The sequence below is a fragment of the Gillisella taibaishanensis genome (assembly GCF_001938985.1).
In the GTDB taxonomy this organism is placed as follows: domain Bacteria; phylum Pseudomonadota; class Alphaproteobacteria; order Rhizobiales; family Rhizobiaceae; genus Allorhizobium; species Allorhizobium taibaishanense.
On sequence record NZ_MKIN01000018.1, the window covers coordinates 38,873 to 59,560 of the forward strand.

At 61.3% G+C, this 20,688-nt stretch carries 18 protein-coding genes and 1 pseudogene; 12 read left to right on the top strand and 7 right to left on the bottom strand.

The window, feature by feature from the left end; all coding sequences use genetic code 11:
- Nucleotides 1–193 precede the first annotated feature (193 nt).
- Complete coding sequence (locus BJF91_RS02480; RefSeq protein WP_075612910.1) at nt 194–1,351, bottom strand: PA0069 family radical SAM protein; 1,158 nt, start codon at nt 1,349–1,351, stop codon at nt 194–196.
- Nucleotides 1,352–1,601: 250 nt separating this feature from the next.
- Between BJF91_RS02480 and BJF91_RS02485 the strand changes: the two genes are divergently transcribed.
- Complete coding sequence (locus BJF91_RS02485) at nt 1,602–2,135, top strand: glycosyl transferase (protein WP_075612911.1); 534 nt, start codon at nt 1,602–1,604, stop codon at nt 2,133–2,135.
- Between the two features lie 14 nt (nt 2,136–2,149).
- On the opposite strand, the gene moaB is transcribed toward BJF91_RS02485, so the two are convergent.
- From moaB to BJF91_RS02505, 4 genes and pseudogenes are all read right to left on the bottom strand, one after another.
- Nucleotides 2,150–2,698, bottom strand: a complete 549-nt coding sequence (gene moaB, locus BJF91_RS02490; protein WP_075612912.1) for a molybdenum cofactor biosynthesis protein B — start codon at nt 2,696–2,698, stop codon at nt 2,150–2,152.
- Between the two features lies 1 nt (nt 2,699).
- Nucleotides 2,700–3,626, bottom strand: coding sequence for a 4-(cytidine 5'-diphospho)-2-C-methyl-D-erythritol kinase (locus BJF91_RS02495; protein WP_075612913.1), 927 nt, complete (start codon nt 3,624–3,626; stop codon nt 2,700–2,702).
- 239 nt (nt 3,627–3,865) lie between these two features.
- Nucleotides 3,866–5,791: pseudogene (locus BJF91_RS02500) on the bottom strand (tetratricopeptide repeat protein); the annotation flags it as partial.
- Nucleotides 5,792–6,018: 227 nt separating this feature from the next.
- On the bottom strand, nt 6,019–7,035 hold the full coding sequence (locus BJF91_RS02505; RefSeq protein WP_075612914.1) for a polyprenyl synthetase family protein: 1,017 nt from the start codon (nt 7,033–7,035) through the stop codon (nt 6,019–6,021).
- A 426-nt stretch (nt 7,036–7,461) separates the two neighbouring features.
- On the opposite strand from BJF91_RS02505, the gene BJF91_RS02515 reads away from it, so the two are divergent.
- The 11 genes from BJF91_RS02515 to BJF91_RS02565 all read left to right on the top strand — a co-directional run bounded on the left by BJF91_RS02515 (nt 7,462) and on the right by BJF91_RS02565 (nt 18,047).
- Nucleotides 7,462–7,692, top strand: a complete 231-nt coding sequence (locus BJF91_RS02515) for a putative signal transducing protein (RefSeq protein WP_075612916.1) — start codon at nt 7,462–7,464, stop codon at nt 7,690–7,692.
- Between the two features lie 38 nt (nt 7,693–7,730).
- Nucleotides 7,731–8,525, top strand: a complete 795-nt coding sequence (locus tag BJF91_RS02520) for a tRNA1(Val) (adenine(37)-N6)-methyltransferase (RefSeq protein ID WP_075613078.1) — start codon at nt 7,731–7,733, stop codon at nt 8,523–8,525.
- Between the two features lie 99 nt (nt 8,526–8,624).
- Nucleotides 8,625–9,491, top strand: coding sequence for a S49 family peptidase (locus BJF91_RS02525; RefSeq protein WP_075612917.1), 867 nt, complete (start codon nt 8,625–8,627; stop codon nt 9,489–9,491).
- 138 nt (nt 9,492–9,629) lie between these two features.
- Nucleotides 9,630–9,830 (top strand): hypothetical protein, encoded by a 201-nt coding sequence (locus BJF91_RS02530; protein ID WP_075613079.1) that lies wholly within the window; start codon nt 9,630–9,632, stop codon nt 9,828–9,830.
- Nucleotides 9,831–10,143: 313 nt separating this feature from the next.
- Nucleotides 10,144–11,358 carry a sensor histidine kinase gene (locus BJF91_RS02535; RefSeq protein ID WP_234801524.1) on the top strand — a complete coding sequence of 405 codons (1,215 nt, stop codon included), beginning with the start codon at nt 10,144–10,146 and terminating at the stop codon, nt 11,356–11,358.
- 87 nt (nt 11,359–11,445) lie between these two features.
- Nucleotides 11,446–12,378, top strand: a complete 933-nt coding sequence (locus BJF91_RS02540) for a glycine--tRNA ligase subunit alpha (RefSeq protein ID WP_075612918.1) — start codon at nt 11,446–11,448, stop codon at nt 12,376–12,378.
- Between the two features lie 45 nt (nt 12,379–12,423).
- A complete protein-coding gene (locus tag BJF91_RS02545; RefSeq protein ID WP_075612919.1) occupies nt 12,424–13,176 on the top strand; it encodes a DUF4328 domain-containing protein in 753 nt (250 codons plus the stop codon).
- Nucleotides 13,177–13,261: 85 nt separating this feature from the next.
- Nucleotides 13,262–14,533: a 3-phosphoshikimate 1-carboxyvinyltransferase gene (locus tag BJF91_RS02550; protein WP_075613081.1), complete on the top strand. Its 1,272-nt coding sequence runs from the start codon at nt 13,262–13,264 to the stop codon at nt 14,531–14,533.
- A gap of 110 nt (nt 14,534–14,643) precedes the next feature.
- The gene (locus tag BJF91_RS02555; RefSeq protein ID WP_075613082.1) at nt 14,644–14,973 is read left to right on the top strand and encodes a TM2 domain-containing protein; all 330 of its coding nucleotides are present in this window, start codon (nt 14,644–14,646) and stop codon (nt 14,971–14,973) included.
- 116 nt (nt 14,974–15,089) lie between these two features.
- Entirely contained in the window at nt 15,090–17,579 is a 2,490-nt protein-coding gene (glyS, locus tag BJF91_RS02560) for a glycine--tRNA ligase subunit beta (RefSeq protein WP_075612920.1), read from the top strand.
- A gap of 18 nt (nt 17,580–17,597) precedes the next feature.
- Nucleotides 17,598–18,047, top strand: coding sequence for a DUF523 domain-containing protein (locus BJF91_RS02565; protein ID WP_075612921.1), 450 nt, complete (start codon nt 17,598–17,600; stop codon nt 18,045–18,047).
- A gap of 146 nt (nt 18,048–18,193) precedes the next feature.
- On the opposite strand, the gene BJF91_RS02570 is transcribed toward BJF91_RS02565, so the two are convergent.
- Both BJF91_RS02570 and BJF91_RS02575 read right to left on the bottom strand, forming a co-directional pair.
- Entirely contained in the window at nt 18,194–20,026 is a 1,833-nt protein-coding gene (locus BJF91_RS02570; RefSeq protein ID WP_075612922.1) for a methyl-accepting chemotaxis protein, read from the bottom strand.
- Nucleotides 20,027–20,191: 165 nt separating this feature from the next.
- Entirely contained in the window at nt 20,192–20,647 is a 456-nt protein-coding gene (locus BJF91_RS02575; protein WP_075612923.1) for a plant virulence effector HPE1-like domain-containing protein, read from the bottom strand.
- Nucleotides 20,648–20,688 lie beyond the last annotated feature (41 nt).

Below are 20,688 nucleotides of genomic sequence, written 5' to 3' on the forward strand. Positions count from 1 at the left end.
CCTTGCGGCGGGCGACGCCCCGGAATGACGTCAATTGAGGAAACTACGCAGCGAGTGTCGCAAGGAGGGCTTCCGGCTAGCTGAACGATCTTTAGCCCATGGCCTCAATCATCCGAACGTCCATTGGCCTCTTGCCGCTATTGTCGTCACAGTGCTGGACAAAATGTGCTGGGGCCAGCTTCCGGCACACCCACTACAGCAGCGACAGCTGCACGCCGCTGCCGAAGGGTGGGGTGAACAGGTCGTCGCGCAATTGCATGCTGCGGCGGCCCATGCCGAGCCGCTTCGTGGCAATCTCGAAACGGCGGCTGATCTGCCAGGCATAAGGGCCTGTGCCTTTCATCCGCTTGCCGAACTCCGCGTCATAATCCTTGCCGTCGCGCATCGACCGTATCAGCGACATCACATGCCGGTAGCGGTCGGGATAATGCTGCAGCAGCCAATCGCGAAACAGCGGGCTCACTTCCAGCGGCAGACGCAGCAGCACATAGCTGGCTTCGCTGGCACCAGCCGCCTTGGCGGCATCGAGTATCCGCTCGATCTCATGATCGTTGAGCGCCGGGATGATCGGCGACACCAGCACGCTGGTCGGAATGCCCGCCTCGGTAAGCTTCTTGATCGCCTCCAGCCGCTTTGATGGCGTTGCGGCACGCGGTTCCATCACCCGTGCCAGCTTGCGGTCCAGCGTCGTCACCGACATGCCGACTTTCGCCAAGCCCTTGTCGGCCATCTCCGCAAGAATATCGATGTCGCGGGTGACAAGCGCCGATTTGGTGACGATCGCAACCGGATGGTTGGCGGCCTTCAACACCTCAAGCAATTGCCGCATGATCCGCCAATCCTTTTCGATCGGCTGATAGGGATCGGTATTGGTGCCGATCGCCAGCGTCCGTGGCTTGTAGCCGGGCTTCGACAATTCCCGTTCCAGCAGCTTTGGCGCATCCGGCTTGGCAAATAGCTTTGCCTCGAAGTCCAGCCCCGGCGAAAGCCCCATATAGCTGTGGCTGGGCCGCGCGAAGCAATAGATGCAGCCATGCTCGCAGCCGCGATAAGGATTGACCGAGCGGTCGAAGGGAATGTCGGGGGAATCGTTGCGGGTGATTGCCGTCTTCGGCTTTTCCACCTGCACTTCGGTGCGAAACGGCGGCAGGTCTTCAAGGCTTGCCCAGCCGTCATCGACCAGTTCGCGTTCCAGCACCTCGAACCGGCCGGACGGATTGAGGCCGGCGCCGCGCCCGCGTCTGCGGCCACCGTCAACCCGCAGCCCGGAGGCCGTCAGCAAGGCATCGGCAATGTCAGCCGTATTGGCAGGCTGGAAGGCAGCCTGCCCCACATCGTACAGTGCGGTCATGTGAAACTCCTGACGGGCCAACGAGCCCTCTCATGGGCTTAGATTTAGCGCGCCAAAGAGAACAATGCAAGAACAAAATCCGGAAACGTGCTGATCCCAGCAATTCGATACCGCGTGCGGAGGCTGCAATGGCCTCAAGTAAAACACCGATTTCCAAAGACGCCCAAGAGGTTGCCGGCCCTCAGATCAAATTGCGGTCAAGCATGGTTCGGCCGTGGTAAAGCATGAGGCCTTGCGATAAGACAGGAGCATGTTGACAGTTCTTATCGAATGCCGTGACCAGGAAAGCGAATTGGCGCAGACCTTGACCACCCTTGTCGCCGGGGCGGTGGAAGGTCTGATTTGCGACGTGGTTATTCTCGACCATGGCTCGAATGATGGCACCGCACGGTTAGCCGACGCCGCCGGCTGCCGGTTTCATCGTGATTGGGATCTACGTGACATCGTCGCTGCGGCCCGCGGCGAATGGCTGCTGCTGATCGAGCCGGGCGCGCGCCCCTCTCTCGGCTGGATCGAGGAAACCGCCGAATATATCGCGCTCAACACCGCGCCCGCTCGCTTCGTGCCGTCGCGGCATCATAAGCCGTCGCTGCTGCGCCGGATCATCCGCCGCTATCCGCCGCTGGAACGCGGGCTGCTGTTGCGCAAAAGCCAGGCGCAGGCTCTCGCCAAGCCGGATACGACGTTGGCGGATCTGGTCGCGGGCCTGCGGATGAAGGTACTGACAAGCGAAATCGTGCCGGCCTGGGCCGCGCGGGCGGCAAGGGCCGAGCAGAAAGTCTGAGGATACTAACGGGTTCAGCTTTTGCCGCGCTTGAGATGCTCGTCGAGCCGCGGCATGATTTCCACGAAGTTGCAGGGCTGGTGGCGATAGTCGAGTTGCTGGCCGAGAATGCCGTCCCAGGCGTCCTTGCAGGCGCCGGGAGAGCCCGGCAGCACGAACACAAAAGTGCCGTTCATGAGCCCGGCCGTGGCCCGTGACTGGATAGTCGAGGTGCCGATCTTGTCATAGGAGATCCGGTGGAAGATGGCGGAAAATCCGTCCATCCGCTTTTCAAACAGCGGTTCCAATGCCTCAGGCGTGACATCGCGGCCGGTAAAGCCGGTCCCTCCTGTGGTGATGACGACATCGACATCCTGCGACAGGCTCCAGGCGCGCACCTGATTGGCGATCCGCTCGGCATCGTCGGTGACGATGGCGCGGTCGATCAGCCTGTGCCCTGCGGTAGAGATCCGGTCAGTCAGCACATCGCCGGATTTGTCGTCGGCGAGCGTGCGGGTGTCGGACACGGTCATCACGGCAATGCCGAGGGGGATGAACGCTCGAGTATCGGAAGCTCCGGACATGTCAGGTCTCCGCTAGAAATTGTGCAGTTGGTTTCGTCACTGATGATGCTGAAATGGTCTGGCCAGCCTGAAAATACCAGTCCGGCTTTTCAGAAAGAAGCGTCTTTTCGGCGGCCAACGCGGCTGCCCTGTTTGCATAAAGGCCGAAGCAGCTCGCACCTGACCCGGACATCCGCACCATCAGCGGCCCGGTCCGGGCGATCATCTGGCAGAGGTCACCGATCTCGGGGCAGAGGCTTTCGGCAACGGGCTGCAAGTCGTTGCGCAGACTTTTCAGTGTTGCGATCCATTCGGCTGGATCATGACCTGCTGGCAGTGCGCCGATTGGTGGATTGTCACGCCGGGTCAGGGCCTTGAAGATCGCCGGCGTCGAGACGCTCTTCAGCGGATTGCCGATGACCAGGCCAAAGTGCGGCATGGTCGCCAAAGGCGTGAGGTCTTCGCCTATCCCTTGCGCCCTGAGCGGCACGCCGGCGAGGCACATGGGCACGTCGGCCCCAAGCGATAGCGCGAGATCCTGAAGGGTATGCGGCGCAAGGGTCACGTCCCAAAGCTTCAGCAGGACCCGCAGCGTCGCGGCGGCATCGGCAGAGCCGCCACCGATGCCGGCGGCAACCGGCAAAGTTTTATCAAGGGTAATCGCCACCGGTGGCGCGGCCTGACCAGCCCCAAGGCAAGCAGCCCGCAGCAGGTCGCGCGCCTTGAGCACGAGGTTGCCGGACGGATTGTCGTTCGCCAATAGCGGGGCAAACCGCCCGACAAGCGTAAAAGCATCCTGGGCGGCCGACTCCACGGTGATCGTGTCGCCATAGTCAGCGAAAGTCACCAGACTGTCGAGGAGGTGATAGCCGTCGGCCCTGCGACCGGTGACATGCAGTGCAAGATTAAGCTTTGCCGCCGCCATCTCTCGATATGCCGTCGCCTGCATGACGTCTTCGCCCTCTTGCTCCTGCCGATAGCGTCTCGCCCCTGGCTTGGTTTGTCAGGGGCGAGCGCGGATCAGGATTTCTTCTCGGGCTGATCGGAGGCCGGCGGCGTGGCGGGAGCCGGTGCTGGAGCGGGTTCTGGGGCCTTGTCCATCGGCTTGTTCGGCTCCGGAGCCTGCGGCTGAACCGGAGAATCTGCCGGTGGCTTTGCCGGAATTTCCGCAGGTGCAGGTGCAGGCGTCGTTGTCGGAGCCTTCGGCGTCTCCGCACCCGGAGCTGGTGGCTCGGCCGGAGCAGCAGGTGGCGTTGCCGGTGGGGCAGGTTGAGCCGGTGCTGTCGTCTGGGCGGGTGCCGAAGGCGCAGGTGCTGCCGGCGGGGTCGCATCGGCGGCCGATGTTGCCGGCAGATCCGGCAGACCCTTTTCCAGCTTTTCCTGGACGGCAGTGATCAGTTCCGGCTCCGGCTTGAAGGCCAGAACCTGGCGCCACTGGAAGGTGGCTTCCAGCTTGCGGCCGACGCGCCAATAGGCATCGCCGAGATGGTCGTTGATGGTGGCGTCGCCCGCCTTCAGCTGCACGGCGCGTTCCAGTTCTTCGACCGCGTCGTCGAACCTGCCGAGCCGGTAATAGGCCCAGCCGAGCGAATCGACGATGTAGCCGTCATCAGGCTTCAGCTCCACGGCCTTCTTGATCATATCAAGGCCTTCCTGGAGATTGCGGTTCATGTCCACCCAGGAATAGCCGAGATAGTTGAGAACCTGCGGCTGCTGCGGATTGAGTTCCAGCGCCTTGCGGAAATTGGGCTCGGCCTGGTCCCACTTCTTCAGTCGCTCATAGGCAATGCCGCGCTGGAAGAACACAGGCCACTGGTTCTTGCCCGGCGCAGGGCCGATGATCTCGGCTGCCTTGTCGTAATTAGCAGCCATCTCAGCGTAGTCCTTGGCGTCGGACAGGACGCTGCCATAGGCGAGATAGCTTCTGATATCCTGCGGGTCGGAGGCGATCAGCGACTTCAGATGCGCCTTCGATTCCTCCACCTTGCCGGCTTCTGCCAGCGCAAGGCCCAGCTGCATTTCCGAAATCCGCCGCATCGGCGAATCGGCGGGCACCTGCTTGTAGAGCGAAATGGCGAGATCGTTCTGCTTGTTGCCCTCGGCGATGCCGCCGAGCATGATCAATGCATCGGCGCTGTCGGGGTCGAGCGCGCGCGACAGCTGAAGGTAGAGCGCAACGGTGTCCTGGGCGCCCTGGCGGTTCAGCGCACCACCGATGGAAAACAGCACGGAGGCAGCACCTTCATTGGCGGTCGCTACCTGTGGCTTGATGTCTTCGCCCTTTTCGACGCGCTCGCGCATCGCCTTGAAGGGGGGGTAATTGTTCAGCACTTCATCGCCTGCTGCCAGAGCATCGAGCGCCTGGCGCTTGTTGCCGGCCTTGGCTTCCAGTGTGGCGAGCGCCATGACAGAGCGCAGGAAGGTATCGGGCGCGGTCGCACCGCCTTCGCGGTCGGTGATCACGTTGCTCAGATAGCTGCGCGCCCGGGCTTGATCGCCGATAGCGGCAGCCATGACGCCGGAATTGTAATTCTTGAAGATCCCGTACCAGGCCGGACCCTTCAGCTTGTCCAGATCGGACAGCGCTTCCTTGCCGCGGCCGGCGCCCATCTTTGCCCAGGCGGTCAGGAGCGCGTTGGTGAGACGGTCGAGATCGTTAGGACCCTTATAGGCCAGGATCTTTTCGGCGGCGCGGTAATTCTTGGATTTGATGGCATCGAGCCCGCGCACGATGGCGGTGACCCGCTCGACAGCCTGATCCTTGCGCAACTCGGTGGCAAATTTCGCGCCTTCTTCAAAGCGGCCAGCCATCAGCAGCGACAGCATCAGGCTTTCGCGGATTTCCAGGTCCTGTGGCTCGAAGCGCAGCGCCTTCTGGTAGAGCGCCACCGCCATCGAGAAGTCCCGGTCGGTATTGGCCGTGCGGGCTGCCAGATAAGCGCCTGAAATCGTATCGACGTCGTCGATATCGAAGCCTTCGACCATGGGTTTGGCCGGTTCTGCCGCCATCACCACCGAGGACATCAGAGGAGACGGGAGGACGCTGCCGCCAAAAGACACCAGAAGCAGGAGCGCGGTGCCCGAGAGGAAGCGTTTGGCAAAGATCTGCCGCATGAAGAAGCCTTTCAACCAATGTCACCGGCCATCAGGGCCGGATCGGGCAACCAGAGTGACCGGCTCAAGGCCGGATCGGAAACGTCAGCAGCCGGCCATTCGACTCGGCAGCGATTGCCGCTGCCGATTCGCTGACACCGAAGCCTAGATGTAAGAGCCTTGCCCCCACGTGACCAGTCGATCTGATGGCAACAGCATGGCTTTTTTGCGTGAATGGCATAAAAATTTCAGCTGACCCGCTCGATGCAGAAATCGATCACGTCCATCAGCGCATCCTTCCATTCGCCACCGGGAACGGAGGCCAGCGCATCGCGCGCGACATCGCCATAGTGCACGGCCCGGGCCACGGTATCGGACAGGCCATTGTATTTGGTGATCAGGCCCATGGCCTTTTCCAGATTGGCGTCGTCGCTCTTGCCGCCCTCGATCGCTTCGCGCCAGAAGGTGCGCTCGGCCTCGTTGCCGCGCCGGTAAGCGAGAATGACGGGCAGCGTGATCTTGCCTTCGCGGAAATCGTCGCCGGTATTCTTGCCGAGATCGGCAACCTTGCCGCCATAATCCAGGGCATCGTCGACCAGCTGGAAGGCGAGACCAAGATTCATCCCGTAGGATTTCAGCGCATTACGGGCTGCCTTGTCCGTGCCGGCCACGATCGGGCCGACTTCGGCGGCGGCGGCAAACAGGGCGGCCGTCTTGGCGCGGATCACCGACTGGTAATCGTCTTCGGTTGTTTCCATGTTCTTGGCGACGGACAGCTGCAGTACTTCGCCTTCGGCAATCACGGAGGCGGCGGACGACAACACGTCGAGCGCTTCGAGCGAGCCGACCTCGACCATCATCCGGAAGGCCTGGCCGAGCAGGAAGTCGCCAACCAGCACGCTCGCCTGATTGCCCCAGATCATCCGGGCGGTGGATTTGCCGCGCCTGAGATCGCTTTCGTCGACGACGTCGTCATGCAGAAGCGTGGCGGTATGCATGAACTCTACGCTGGTGGCGAGCTTGATATGGCCTTCGCCTTCATAGCCGAACATGGCGGCAGAGGCGAGCGTCAGCATTGGCCGCAGCCGCTTGCCACCCGATGAAATCAGATGGTTGGCGACTTCCGGAATCATCTGGACGTCGGATCCGGCCTTGGACAGGATCAACTGGTTGACCCGTTCCATGCCGCTTCGGGTCAGGTCCACCAGCGGCTGCACCGAGGCCTGTCTGTTCTTTTTATCACCAAGCGGTATCACTGCGCCCAACTGTCCGGACTCCTGTCTCTTCCTGTCTTAAAGGCGGCCCGCTGCTCCTGCCGGCCCTGGTTTGATCAGGGCGTTGCACGGCGGCTCTTGCCTCCTCCATCCCGCGGCACGACGAAATTCCGATCCCGACCGGTCCGAACTGTCATGCCGCAGCGCTGCCCCAACTTACGGTGTTTTTTTCGGCCTGTCGCGCAATCAAGCGGGCCTTTCGCAAAAAATCGGGACATAATGCTGGGCAGACCATAAAAAGCCCTTGGCAAGGCGGCAAGAGCGTAATTCTGCTGTCCCGGAAATTTGATGTCGCACCGGCCCGAAAAGTGCGTAGCGGTTTTCGGATAAGCCGATGCGCAAGAGAAGCACCGGCCCGAAAAGTGCGTAGCGGTTTTCGGATGAGACAAAGACAAAGAAAGAAGGATCAGAGATCGCATGCATGAGCTCATTCGCACCAATGACGCCGTTCTGCTGTCTTTCGCGCAAAGCCTGATGAAGGATGCCGGGATCGAGAGCCTGATTGCCGATCAGTCGATGAGCATTCTCGAAGGTTCGCTCGGGCTTTTGCCACGCCGCTTTCTGGTGGAGAGCGACCGGGCGCAGGAGGCGCGCCGCATTCTGATCGATGCTGGCCTCGGCCATGAGCTGCGTGAGGCATCTCAATGAGCAAGGTCGGCGAGCCGCTTGGCGCGGTCGCGGATGATATGCAAGAGCCAGCCGTGACAGAGACAGTCGACGCCTTTCACCGTGGCGGTTTCTTTCTGGTCCAGCCCAAGGGGCGCGGCCATCGCACGGGCATGGACGCCATGCTGCTGGCGGCCTTGGTGGCCGATGCGCGGCCCTTGCTGCTGGCCGATCTCGGAGCCGGCGCCGGTGGTGCTGGCCTGGCGGTTGCCTCGCGGCTGCCACAGGCGCAGGTGACGCTGGTCGAGCGGTCGGGCGAGATGCTGAGTTTCGCTGAAAAGACGTTGGCTTTATCCGAAAACGCCCATCTTGCTGATCGCATCAACCTGATCGAGGCCGACGTGACGCTGACCGGCCGGGCGCGACGGGCGGCGGGGCTCGCGGATGGTTCGTTCGATCATGTGATCATGAATCCCCCCTTCAACGACGGCCGCGACCGGCTGACACCTGATCGGCTGAAGGCCGAGGCCCATGCCATGGACGAGGATCTGTTCGAGAGCTGGATCAGAACGGCGGGCGCGATCATGAAGCCCGGCGGGCAATTGTCGCTGATCGCCCGGCCGCAATCGGTGGCCGAAATCATCGCCGCCTGCGGCAAGCGCTTCGGCGGTATCGAGATCACGCTGCTCCATCCAAGACCCGGCGAAAGTGCCATCCGCCTGCTGCTCACGGCCATCAAGGGTTCGCGCGCCAGGCTCGCCTTCCGTAGCCCGCTGACCATGCACGGTCCCGATGGCCACGCCTTCCTGCCCGAGGTCGACAGCCTCAACAATGGCCGGATGGCCTATCCGCGGCTCGACGTCAAAGCCATGTGATGTCGCAGGCATCGGCGGCAAAAATGCCGCTGACCATTGCGTTTGTTCTGGCAGGACTTACATGAGGTTTCAGGTTCAAGAACAAAGGGATGATCGGGCATGGCAGGTCTGTTGAAGCGGTTGGTGCCGAAGCGGTTTCGCAAGCAGGAGATCGTCATTCCCGTGGTGCGGCTGCATGGGGCGATCATGAGCGGCGGCAGCCGGTTTCGTCCGGCCCTCAATCTGGCCTCCGTGGCGCCGCTGCTCGAAAAGGCCTTCAAGATGAAGGACAGCCCGGCGGTGGCTTTGTCGATCAACTCGCCGGGCGGCTCTCCCGTTCAGTCGCGGATGATTTACCAGCGCATCCGCACGCTCGCCGAGGAAAACAGCAAGACGGTGCTGGTCTTCGTCGAAGATGTCGCGGCATCCGGTGGCTATATGATTGCCGTTGCCGGAGATGAGATCATCGCTGATCCCACCTCCATCGTCGGTTCGATTGGCGTCGTCTCCGGCGGCTTCGGCTTTCCCGATCTGCTGAAGAAGATCGGCATCGAGCGGCGTGTCTATACGGCTGGCGAAAACAAGGTGATGCTCGACCCGTTCCAGCCGGAAAAACAGAGCGATATCGAGTATCTGAAGACCCTGCAGCTCGACATCCACGATGTCTTCATCACTATGGTCAAGGAACGGCGCGGCATCCGGCTGGGCGATGATCCCGATCTGTTTTCCGGCAAGTTCTGGACCGGACGCAAGGGCTTCGAGCTTGGCCTGGTCGACAAGCTCGCCAGCATGCGCGAGGAGATCATGGCGCGCTATGGCAGGACGGCGCGGCTGGAACTGGTGTCCGGCGGCCGTGGCCTGTTCGGTCGCCGTCAACCCGGTGTCGGCACATTTCTGAGCCAACCTGCCGATATCGCCGGTGCGGCCGCCTCCGGCCTTGCCGAAACCCTTGAAGACAGGGCGCTTTGGGCCCGCTACGGGTTGTGACGTTTCGATGACGCCGTTACCGGACGCTCCATGGTTTGGGCTTTCGAACCGGTCGGCGACCTGATATGCACTAAGGCTTGAGATAAGGACAGGCGCCGACGCATGGCGGGGCCTGTCATCCTTTGGCGAGCAGGCAGCATGACGCGCATACTCTTTTTTCTGATCCTGATCGGTATTGCCGTCTGGTACTACAGGCGCTGGACGACGCCGCGCCCCACCACCCGCCGGCCTGCTCAAGACCCTCACAGCACGGACCCTTACCGCACGCGCCGCGAGGCTGTGACGACCCTTGTGAAGGACCCAAAGACCGGCGAATACCGGGTCGAGAAGGAAGATTGACGTTTCGCGATCAAATGCGTGGAAATAATCCCGCAGCGTCCTGGAACAAGCGACGGGGACAACCTGTTTCCGACAAAATGATGAGCTACCGAAAAGGCGCGAGTTGCGTGGTGCGCGACGGTCGTTAGAGCATTTCCAGCAAAAGTGCGCAGCGGTTTTGCGTCCGGGAATGCGTTAAGACAGAGAGCATTTCCAGCAAAATTCTATAACGGTTTTGCGTTCGGAAATGCATTAAAACAAACAGTTAGAGTATTGTGCGTCTCCATGAAGCGCGGAAATGCTCTCAACGGGAAAAGCGTGGGGGAACGTAAGATTGTCTTTTCCGGATGCGACTCAGGCCTGGCCATCCGCTCCCACTCGCATCAGCACCGATGATTTTCTAGCCGGCGGCGGCGAGATGGCCGAGGCGATCCGCACCTTTGACTGGGCCTCGACCGAGCTTGGGCCGATCAAGACCTGGCCGGTTTCATTGAAAACCACGATGCGGCTGGTGCTCGCCTCGCGCCAGCCCATGTGTTTCTGGTGGGGCCGCAATCTCCTGCAAGTTCATAACGATGCCTATCTGCCGATGCTCGGTTTGCGTAAGGACACCGCACTGGGTCAGCCTTTTGCCAATGTGTGGGCCGACATCTGGGAGGGCATTCTCCCTTACGCCCAGAAAGCATTGGCCGGCGAGGGGACCTGGGCAGAAGAGCTGCCCCTGGTGATGTTTCGCAATGGTTTCGAGGAGCAGACCTACTGGACCTTCTCCTATAGCCCGATCTATGGCGACGATGGCGCCATCTGTGGTCTTCTCAACATTGTCACCGAAAAGACGCAGGCCGTTGCCGATCGCATGGCCCTTCAGGCCAGCATCGAGGATGCTCGCCGGCATCTGCACAACAAGGAAGCCTATCAGCAGGAATTGCGGCTGCTGAACGGCGAATTGGCGCATCGTATGAAGAATACGCTGGCCATGGTGCAGTCTATCGCCAGCCAGACCATTCGCGGCGCGGCGTCCTTGAGCGAGGCGGCAAGCCAGGTCTCTGCCCGCATCCAGGCGCTTGCCAAGGCGCAAGATCTCCTGACCGGCAAGAGCGTTGCCTCGGCCGAGATGCGCGAGATCGTCGAAAACGCCATCGGCCCGCATTGCGACCGACCGGACCGTTTCACTCTCGCCGGGCCATCGCTAAAGGCTTCGTCGCGCCAGGCGCTCGGCCTGTCGCTCGCCCTGCATGAGCTTGCCACCAATGCCACCAAATACGGCTCGCTTTCCTCGGTAGGCGGTACGGTGCGGGTGGAATGGGGCGAGACGACAGATGGTTTTTTTCTGACCTGGACCGAAAGCGGCGGCCCTCCCGTGCCCCAGCCGCAGCGGCGCGGCTTCGGCTCGAAACTGACCGAGCGGGTGGTGGCCGACCTGTTTCGCGGCGAGGCGAAAATCGGCTTTGAGCCTGATGGCGTGGTGTTCAAGCTGCGCGGCCAGCTTGACCCGTTATCGCCGCTGCGGCCCGCTGCCGATAGCGAGCCAGATGGTGGCACGTCTTGACCGCAACGGCGGCGCGTGGCAGGTCAAGCAGACTGTTCGACTTCGATAGGATGCAAGCCTGCCATGACCCTCTCTCCCGCCCCGCATATGGACCCGAAGCGCTCCTTCCAGGCGCTGATCCTGACGCTGCATAATTACTGGGCCGATAAAGGCTGTGCCGTGCTGCAACCCTATGACATGGAAGTGGGCGCTGGCACCTTTCACCCGGCCACCACGCTGCGCGCACTCGGGCCAAAGCCATGGAAGGCCGCCTATGTGCAGCCCTCGCGCCGTCCGTCCGATGGCCGCTATGGCGAAAACCCCAATCGCCTCCAGCATTACTATCAGTATCAGGTGATCCTGAAGCCGAACCCGTCCAACCTGCAGGAACTCTATCTCGGCTCGCTGAAGGCGATCGGGCTCGATCCGCTGCTGCACGATGTGCGCTTCGTCGAGGACGACTGGGAAAGCCCGACGCTCGGCGCCTGGGGTCTCGGCTGGGAATGCTGGTGCGACGGCATGGAAGTCAGCCAGTTCACGTACTTCCAGCAGGTCTGCGGCATCGAATGCTCGCCTGTTGCCGGGGAATTGACCTACGGTCTGGAGCGGCTGGCCATGTATGTCCAGGGCGTCGACAATGTCTATGACCTGAACTTCAACGGCCGCGAGGGCGAAGAAAAGATCTCCTATGGCGATGTTTTCCTGCAGGCCGAGCAGGAATATTCCCGCCATAATTTCGAATTCGCCAATACCGAGATGTTGCTGCGCCACTTCACCGATGCCGAGGCCGAATGCCAGGCGCTGCTGAAGGCTGGTGCGCCAGGTGAAAACGACAATCAGCGCCTGCACAAATGCGTCTTCCCGGCCTATGACCAGTGCATCAAGGCCAGCCATGTCTTCAACCTGCTCGATGCGCGCGGGGTGATTTCGGTGACCGAACGGCAGAGCTATATCCTGCGGGTGCGCACGCTGGCCAAGGCCTGTGGCGAGGCCTTCCTTGATACCGATGCTGGCGGTGCCAATTTCGTCAAGGCTGCTTAACACTATGGACCGGGTTGGGGCCATGGGGAGAGGAAGGGCGAGGGGATGACGCTGGAAACCCTGCTGTGGCGGCTGACCTTGATGCGCCGTGGCTGGTTGATCCTCGCTGTCCTGTGTGGGCTGACCTACCTTATCCTGGTGCCGTTCTATCTCTACACCGCCTGGGTGGAATATGTGATGGCGGCAACCGGCGTTGCCACCCGTACGGGGGTCAACAGCTGGCTGGTGCAGGTCGTTGCCCATTCCGCCGGCAGGCTCGAGGTCTTGTCCATCGCCTTCAGGGTATTGGGCGCCTGTTTCTGGCTCGCCTGGCTCTGGTACGCCGTCTGTTTCGCCATCCGGCTTTCGCCCGATGCACCGCCGCGCTACGGACCATGGATCTCGGTGCTCTGCTGGTTCGTGCCCGTCGTCCAATATATCCTGCCGCAGGTGGTGATGATCGACATCGCCCGGATCACCGTTCGTGATGATCGTAGCCCGCCTGACGAGGGCGATGGTGAGGCTCTGCCCAACCTCGACAGCCGAGACCTGTTTTGGCTGACGCCCGCGATCCTGGTCTGCAATCTTGTCAGCCTCGGTCTGATGAAAGTCATCGGCGAAGCGATGAGCGGCGGATTGACGTTTTCGACCCATGGCCAGCACATCCTGCATCTTGCTGCGGCCGCTGGCGTTGTCGGCCTGCTCCTGCTTCTCTGTGTCGATGCCTATATGCGCACCGTGGCCAAGGCCCAGGAAACCCGCGCGGCGCGCCTGTTTCTCGATGGTCCTCCAAGCGGTTTGCCAGCCGATAGCCTTTGACCACATGGCCTCGCCGAAAGTTTTGACGATTGCAATGGCAACGACGCCGCGCTACGCAAAACCCGCCTAACACACGGATATGTTCATGACCCTTGCCGCCCAGACCGCCGACGCCCTCACTATTTTGCCGCCGGAAAAGCCGTTGACCGGACATGTCAGCCCGCCCGGCTCGAAATCGATTACCAATCGGGTGCTGCTGCTGGCGGGCCTTGGCGTTGGCACCAGCCGGCTGACCGGCGCGCTGAAAAGCGACGATACCCGCTATATGGCGGAAGCCCTGCGCGCCATGGGCGTCACCGTCGAAGAGCCTGACGACACCACCTTCGTCGTCACAGGCACCGGCATCTGGACGGCACCTGAAAAGCCGCTGTTTCTCGGCAATGCCGGCACGGCGACCCGGTTTCTGACCGCTGCCGTGGCGCTGGCGACCGGCCGTTTCACCGTCGATGGCGACGAGCATATGCGCAAGCGGCCGATCCAGCCGCTGGTCGATGCCCTGCAATCGCTCGGCGTTGCCATCGCTGCGCCCAGCGGCTGCCCGCCGGTGGCCATCGATGCCAAGGGTGCCTTTAACAAGGATCGGGTGGTGATCGATGCCGGTCTGTCCAGCCAATATGTTTCGGCGCTGCTGATGGCCGCTCCCATGGCTGGCACGTCCTTCGAGGTCGAGCTTGCCGGCAGCGAGATCGGTGCGCGCGGCTATATCGATCTGACGCTGTCGGCCATGCGCGCCTTCGGCGCCCGCATCGAGCAACCCAGCGACACCGTCTGGCGGGTTGAGCCGACAGGCTACAAGGCCACCGATTTTCACATCGAGCCTGACGCCTCCGCCGCCACCTATCTTTGGGCGGCGCAAGTGCTGACAGGCGGCAAGATCGACATCGGTACGACCGCCAACGCCTTTACCCAGCCCGACGCCAAGGCCCATGCGGTCATCGCTGCCTTTCCTGACATGCCCGAGGTGATCGATGGCAGCCAGATGCAGGATGCGATCCCGACCATCGCCGTGCTCGCCGCCTTCAACCGGACGCCGGTGCGTTTCACCGGCATCGCCAACCTCCGCGTCAAGGAATGCGACCGTATCCGGGCGCTGTCGACCGGCCTCAATAACATCCGCGCCGGTCTTGCGACGGAAGAAGGCGACGACCTGATCGTCGCTGCGGATCCCGCTCTCGCGGGCCAGACCGTGGCGGCCAGCATCGACACCTTCGCCGATCACCGCATCGCCATGAGCTTTGCGCTTGCGGGGCTGAAGATGGGTGGCATCACCATTCTCGATCCCGGCTGCGTGGCCAAAACCTATCCCGGCTATTGGGATGCGCTGGCCTCGCTCGGGGTTGAGTATGTGGCTCACTGACTGAGCAAGGTTTTCCTCAATTGAATGATTGTATTTTCGTGTTTCACGCATACTTAGGTTGCGATTTCTGGAGGTAGGCAATAGATTGCTTCAGTTGAATGGGGGCAATTATGGCTGTATCTACGGAACAACAAATTCTAATAGAGCAACGAGTAACTAACGAAGCAAAATCAATGGGCGGTAGTTATGCGCTCTGGTTTTTCGTCGGTTATCTCGGTGGACATCGATTTTATCTCGGGCGCAAAGGCTCGGCGATTACTATGCTGCTGATGACGATTGTAGGATGGTTATTGGCAGTTGTCGGCGTTGGGTTGATTTTGCTTGCGGCTGTTGGCCTATGGTTGCTGATCGATGCGTTTCTTATTCCGGGGATGGTTGCCGAGCATAAGAATAAGGTCCGCAACGAACTGCTCCAGCAGGCCTTGCTCTCGGCCCATTAAGACGAAAGTGCAAAATGCCATCCAAAGGACGGCGTTTTGCTGCTACTGCATGGATGACTTTTCGCTCCGGGCTTGCTAAGTCCGCGTCACGATAAAACCAACGTAAAGTCAGTCCGATGCCCGATCTTCTGCTTGAACTCCGCTCCGAGGAAATCCCCGCCCGCATGCAGCGCAAGGCGGCGGGCGATCTGAAAAAGCTGGTGACCGATGCGCTGGTTGATGCGGGCCTGACCTATGAAGGTGCGCGCGAATACTGGACGCCGCGCCGGCTGACCCTCGATATCAGGGGGCTTACGGCCCGCTCTGCCGATGTCAAGGAAGAGCGCAAGGGCCCGAGCGTTTCGGCGCCGGAAAAGGCCATCGAAGGCTTTTTGCGCGGGGCAGGGCTTGCCTCCATCGATCAGGCCGTGGTGAAGAGCGACCCGAAGAAGGGTGATTTCTACGTCGCGATGATCGACAAGCCCGGCCGCTCGGCCGAGGAAATCATCACCGATGTCATGCCCGGCATCATCCGCACTTTCCCCTGGCCAAAGAGCATGCGCTCCGGCCCGGCCTCCATGCCAAAGGGCTCCCGCTTTGCCGGCATCGAGGGCAAGGGCTCGGAAAGCCTGCGCTGGGTGAGGCCGCTGCAATCGATCGTCTGCACCTTCGGCTCCGAACATGACGAGGTCGTGGTCATTCCCTTCGAGATCGACGGGATTACTGCGTCCAACATCACCTATGGCCATCGCTTCCACGCGCCTGATGCCATCACCGTGCGCCGCTTCGACGATTACGTCTCGAACCTGGAAAAGGCCAAGGTGATCCTCGACGCCGAGCGCCGCAAGGACATCATCCTGCACGACGCCCGCGATGTCGCCTTTGCCAATGGTCTCGATCTGGTCGAGGACGAGGGCCTGCTGGAAGAAGTCTCGGGCCTGGTCGAATATCCGCAGGTGCTGCTCGGCACGTTCGAGGACGACTATCTGTCGATCCCGGCCGAAATCATCCGCCTGACCATCAAGACCAACCAGAAGTGTTTCGTCACCCGTCCGGTTGGCGACACGGAAAAGCTGTCGAACCATTTCATCCTGATTTCCAACATCGCTGCCCATGACGGCGGCAAGGAAATCATCCATGGTAATGGCAAGGTCGTGCGTGCCCGCCTGTCGGATGCCCTGCATTTCTGGAAACGTGACCAGGGCAACCTGCCGGATCTGGAAACGCTGACTGCGTCTGCCGCAAAATTCGACCTCGACGTGAAAAAGCCGCTCGACCAGCGCATGGCCAAGCTCGACGCGCTGAATGTCACCTTCCACGCCAAGCTCGGCACCCAGGGCGAGCGGGTCACGCGCATCCGGGCGCTGGCTAAGGTTCTGGCTCCCATTGTTGGCGCTGACGAGGCACTGGTCGATCGCGCCGTGGTTCTCGCCAAGGCCGATCTGCGCACCGAAGCCGTTGGCGAATTCCCCGAGCTTCAAGGCCTGATGGGCCGCAAATATGCAGCGCTTCAGGGCGAGGATGCCAGCGTTGCTGCCGCCATCGAGGATCACTACAAGCCGCAAGGCCCCTCCGACCGCCTGCCCTCGGACAAGGTGGCGATCACCGTGGCCCTGGCCGACAAGCTGGATACGCTGGTTGGATTCTGGGCCATCGATGAGAAGCCGACAGGGTCGAAGGACCCGTTTGCGCTGAGACGTGCGGCGCTGGGTGTGGTGCGAATTCTGCTGGAGAAGGGAATTCGGCTTAGCTTAATAAGGGCGTTCACAAGTCCGTTGGTCGATTTCTTCGTCGCGCAGCAAATCCAGTCTTCTGGTGAACATCTTGCCGCCGCAGATAAATTAGCCAGCATTGGTTTGTTGGAAGAAAATTCGAGAAAAGAAGTCTACGAGCGCCTTGTTGGCGGGTCTGGGTTTGAAGCTCTGGTTGATGCAACCGGTCCGATGGCATGGGATATCTCGATATCGCTCCTCTCCTTCTTCCACGACCGCCTGAAAGTCTATCTCCGCGACCAGGGCGCTCGCCATGATATCATCGACGCTGTGCTCGCCGCCCCCTCAGCCGGCCCTGCGGGCCACCTTCTCCCCGCTGGGGAGAAGAGGGAGCAAAGTGCTGCGGTATCGGCCTCCTCTCCCCAGCGGGGAGAGGGAAGCGATGCGGTGCGGCAGTCGCCAGCAGCGCAGGGTGAGGGGGCTTTCTCTGCCGCCGACGATCTGCTGATGGTCGCCCGCCGCGCCGAAGCCCTCACGGCCTTCATCACGTCTGAAGACGGCAAGAACCTGCTGGCCGGCACCAAGCGCGCCACCCAGCTGCTGGCCGCCGAGGAAAAGAAGGGGACCGTCGTCGCTGATAGCGTCTCCGAGCAGCTGTTGAAGCTCGACGCCGAGAAGGCGCTCCATGCTGCCATCGTGCAGGCCACCAAGGCAGCGGCCGAGGCCGTCGCGCAGGAAGACTTCCGCTCCGCCATGCAGGCGCTCTCGACGCTGCGTGCACCCGTCGACACATTCTTCGAGGATGTACTTGTCAATGACGAGGACGCCGCGATCCGCGCCAATCGTCTGGCGCTGTTGAAGGCGATCCGCGAGGCAACCGGCACGGTCGCGGACTTCTCGAAAATCGCGGGTTAACCGGATGGCGGGCGCGATATGGACAAAATCCTGATCAGCGCCTGTCTGATGGGCCTGCCGGTCCGCTACGATGGCAAGGGCAAACCGCTTTCCCATGCGTTGATCGCCCGCTGGCGTGATGAAGGCCGGCTGGTGGTGTTCTGTCCGGAACAGGCCGGCGGCCTGCCAACCCCACGTCCACCGGCGGAAATCGAGCAGGGCGGCACTGGCGAGGATGTGCTGGCGGGTCGTGCCCGTGTCATGGAAAACACGGGGCGTGATGCCAGCGCTGAGTTTATCGCTGGCGGGAACAAGGCCGTCGAGCTGGCGAGGCAACAGAACTGCCGCTTTGCCCTCTTGATCGCCGGCAGCCCCTCCTGCGGCTCCGGCTTCGGCGTCACGGCCGCGCTGCTGAAGCGGGCGGGGATCGCGGTGTTCAGCCCTGATGGAATTGACGCTTTGGAGGCAGAGCTTTCAAACGGGTCTTGATTGGTGTTTGTAAGGTTCAGATTAAGCCAGACGACACGATATTCTCTCGTCTTCGTCTGCTTTTCGAGAAAATCAGGCTCTACTGACAACCACACACAAAAGCCGCCGGATTTCTCCGGCGGCTTTTGTTTTGGGAGTGATGTGCTTTAGCCCGCCCGGCGCATCTGCTGGGCCATGCCAGCAAGTGTGGCTCCGTCAGCCTGCTGGCTGACGCGGAAACCCTGGATCAGGTTCAGGAGATCGCCGGTATCGTTGGCGAGCACTTCTGCAGAGGCGGTGGTTTCCTCGGCCATGGCAGCGTTCTGCTGGGTGGCCGTGTCGAGCTGGTTGAGGGCTGACGAAATCGACCGCATGGTCGTGTCCTGTTCGGCAGCGCTGGCGGCGATCCGTGCCACGACGTCATTGGCCTCGGTTATCTGGGTGGAAATCCGCCGCAGCGCCTCGCCGGTGCGGCCAACCAGTTGCACACCTTGATTGACCTGGGCCGAGGAGCGGGCGATCTGCTCCTTTATTTCCTTGGCGGCTGCCGCCGACCGCTGCGCAAGTTCACGCACTTCCTGGGCGACGACGGCAAAGCCCTTGCCGCTTTCGCCGGCGCGGGCGGCCTCGACGCCGGCATTCAGCGCCAGAAGATTTGTCTGGAAGGCGATCTCGTCGATCACGCCAATGATCTTGGTGATTTCTTCCGAAGATTTCTCGATGCTGCTCATAGCCTCGATGGCATGGTTGACGATGCCGTCGCTCTGCTGGGCTTCCTGGCTGACCGATTTCACCCGGCTTGCCGCCTCGCGGGCGCCATCTGCGGTCTGGCGAATGGCAACGGTCAACTCGTCGAGCGCCGCCGAGGTTTCCTCGAGATTGGCAGCCTGCCGCTCGGTCCGGGTGGCAAGCTCGCCCGAGGCGCGTCGGATCTCTTCCTTGCTGACGCTGATATCGGTGCCCTTCAGATTGACGCGGGCCATGGCCTGTTCAAGGCGGGTCAGGGCATCGTTGAAATTGTCGCGCAGGGCCTCGTATTGGCGGCCGAGATCACCGCAACGCACGGTGAGATCGCCGGTTGCCAGCATTTCCAGCGCCGAGCCAATGGTTGCGACCGCATGGGCTTGTTCGCGGGCTTCGGCGGCCTGACGCTCGGCATTTTGCTGACGCTCGCTGTCCAGCGCCCGGCTCTGCTCCTCCTCGCGCGCGGCCATGGCATGGCGCTCGCGAACCTTTTCCTGCAGCTCCTGGGTGGCCTTGGCCATCATGCCGACTTCATTGGCCATATCCGTATGGGGAATGGCCAGAGTCACATTCTCGTCGGCCACGGCGCGCAACGCATCGTGGATCGCGGTCAGCGGTCGGGAAATACCGCGAATGACCAGATAGGCGGCGCCAAGGCCAATGACGAAGACAATGAGGCCAATCGAGATCGCCTTGAAGATCGCGGCATTCACCTCTGCATCGAGATCGTCCATGTAAAGGCCGGTCACTACTACCACGCCCCAAGGCTCGAAAGCTTTGGCATAGGACGTCTTGCGGAAGTCATTGCCTTCCTCACCGGGCTTCGGGCCATAGAAGTCGGTACGGCCACCGCCGGCGCGGGCTAGTTTCACCAACTCGTCACGGTACGCATAGCCCTTGCTGTCGGCCTTGCCCTTGAAATTCTGCCCGACGCGCTTCGGATCAGGGTGAAACAGCATGGTGACGTCATAGTCATAGCCGAAGAAATAGCCGTCAGGATCGAATTTCATCGCATTGATCGTCTCATAAGCCTGCTTTTGAGCATCGGCTCGAGACAGGAGACCGGCTTTCTCCTTTTCGTTGTAGAGCTTCATCACCGAAATCGCGGTTTCGACCTCGGTGCGCAGCATCTCGTAGCGCTGAGTGTAGATCGTTTCGGTCGAAGAGCGGATCTGGAAATATGTCGCAACGGCGAAAGCCGCCATCAGTCCGCCGACCAACAGAAACAATTGCAGCGAAATCCTGAGGTTTTTCATGGGTCTATCCCGTAGCCATCTATTTTCATCAGACTATAGTTGTATCTGCTAAAAAAAGAGTGAACACAAAGACTTATTGCTCTCTATGAGAGCTGAAAACCAAGAATTATCGCGTTAAAGTTGCGGTACTGATGTCGCTGATGGAAAGCTGGAGCGATGGCCCACTTATTTCAGGCGCAGCTGCAGGCTATTTCCATCGAGTGGAACCGGCTTGTCGACGGCTGCGGTCGTGGCCGCTGGATCGACGCCGTCTCCGGCAAGGCCGACCAGCTGGTCGCCGTGATCGAGCCAGCCATCGGCTTTGTTGACGAAGGTGACCGGCGAGCCACCCCGCCAGGCTTCGGTGCGCAATAACTGTTTGCGGCCGTTCGTATCGCGCAGTTCGATGCGCTGCGTCCCCTCGGGCAGGGCCTCGGCTTGCACCTGCGGCAGGGTCTTTGTCGGCTCGGCTGCCTTCGCCTCAGCAGGGCAATCGGCGCAGGTTACGATGGTGACGCTCGGCGTTGGCCGCTCGCCACCGCCGATCCGTTCGATTGACGACGCTGCAGCAGTCGCGGCGAGACCCGGTAGCGCAGGAGCAACGGAAAGGAGGGCAACGGAAAGGGCGATGACGACACGCATGACGGCTCCTCGGATAATCTGCGAGGAGATTAGTCCGGGAA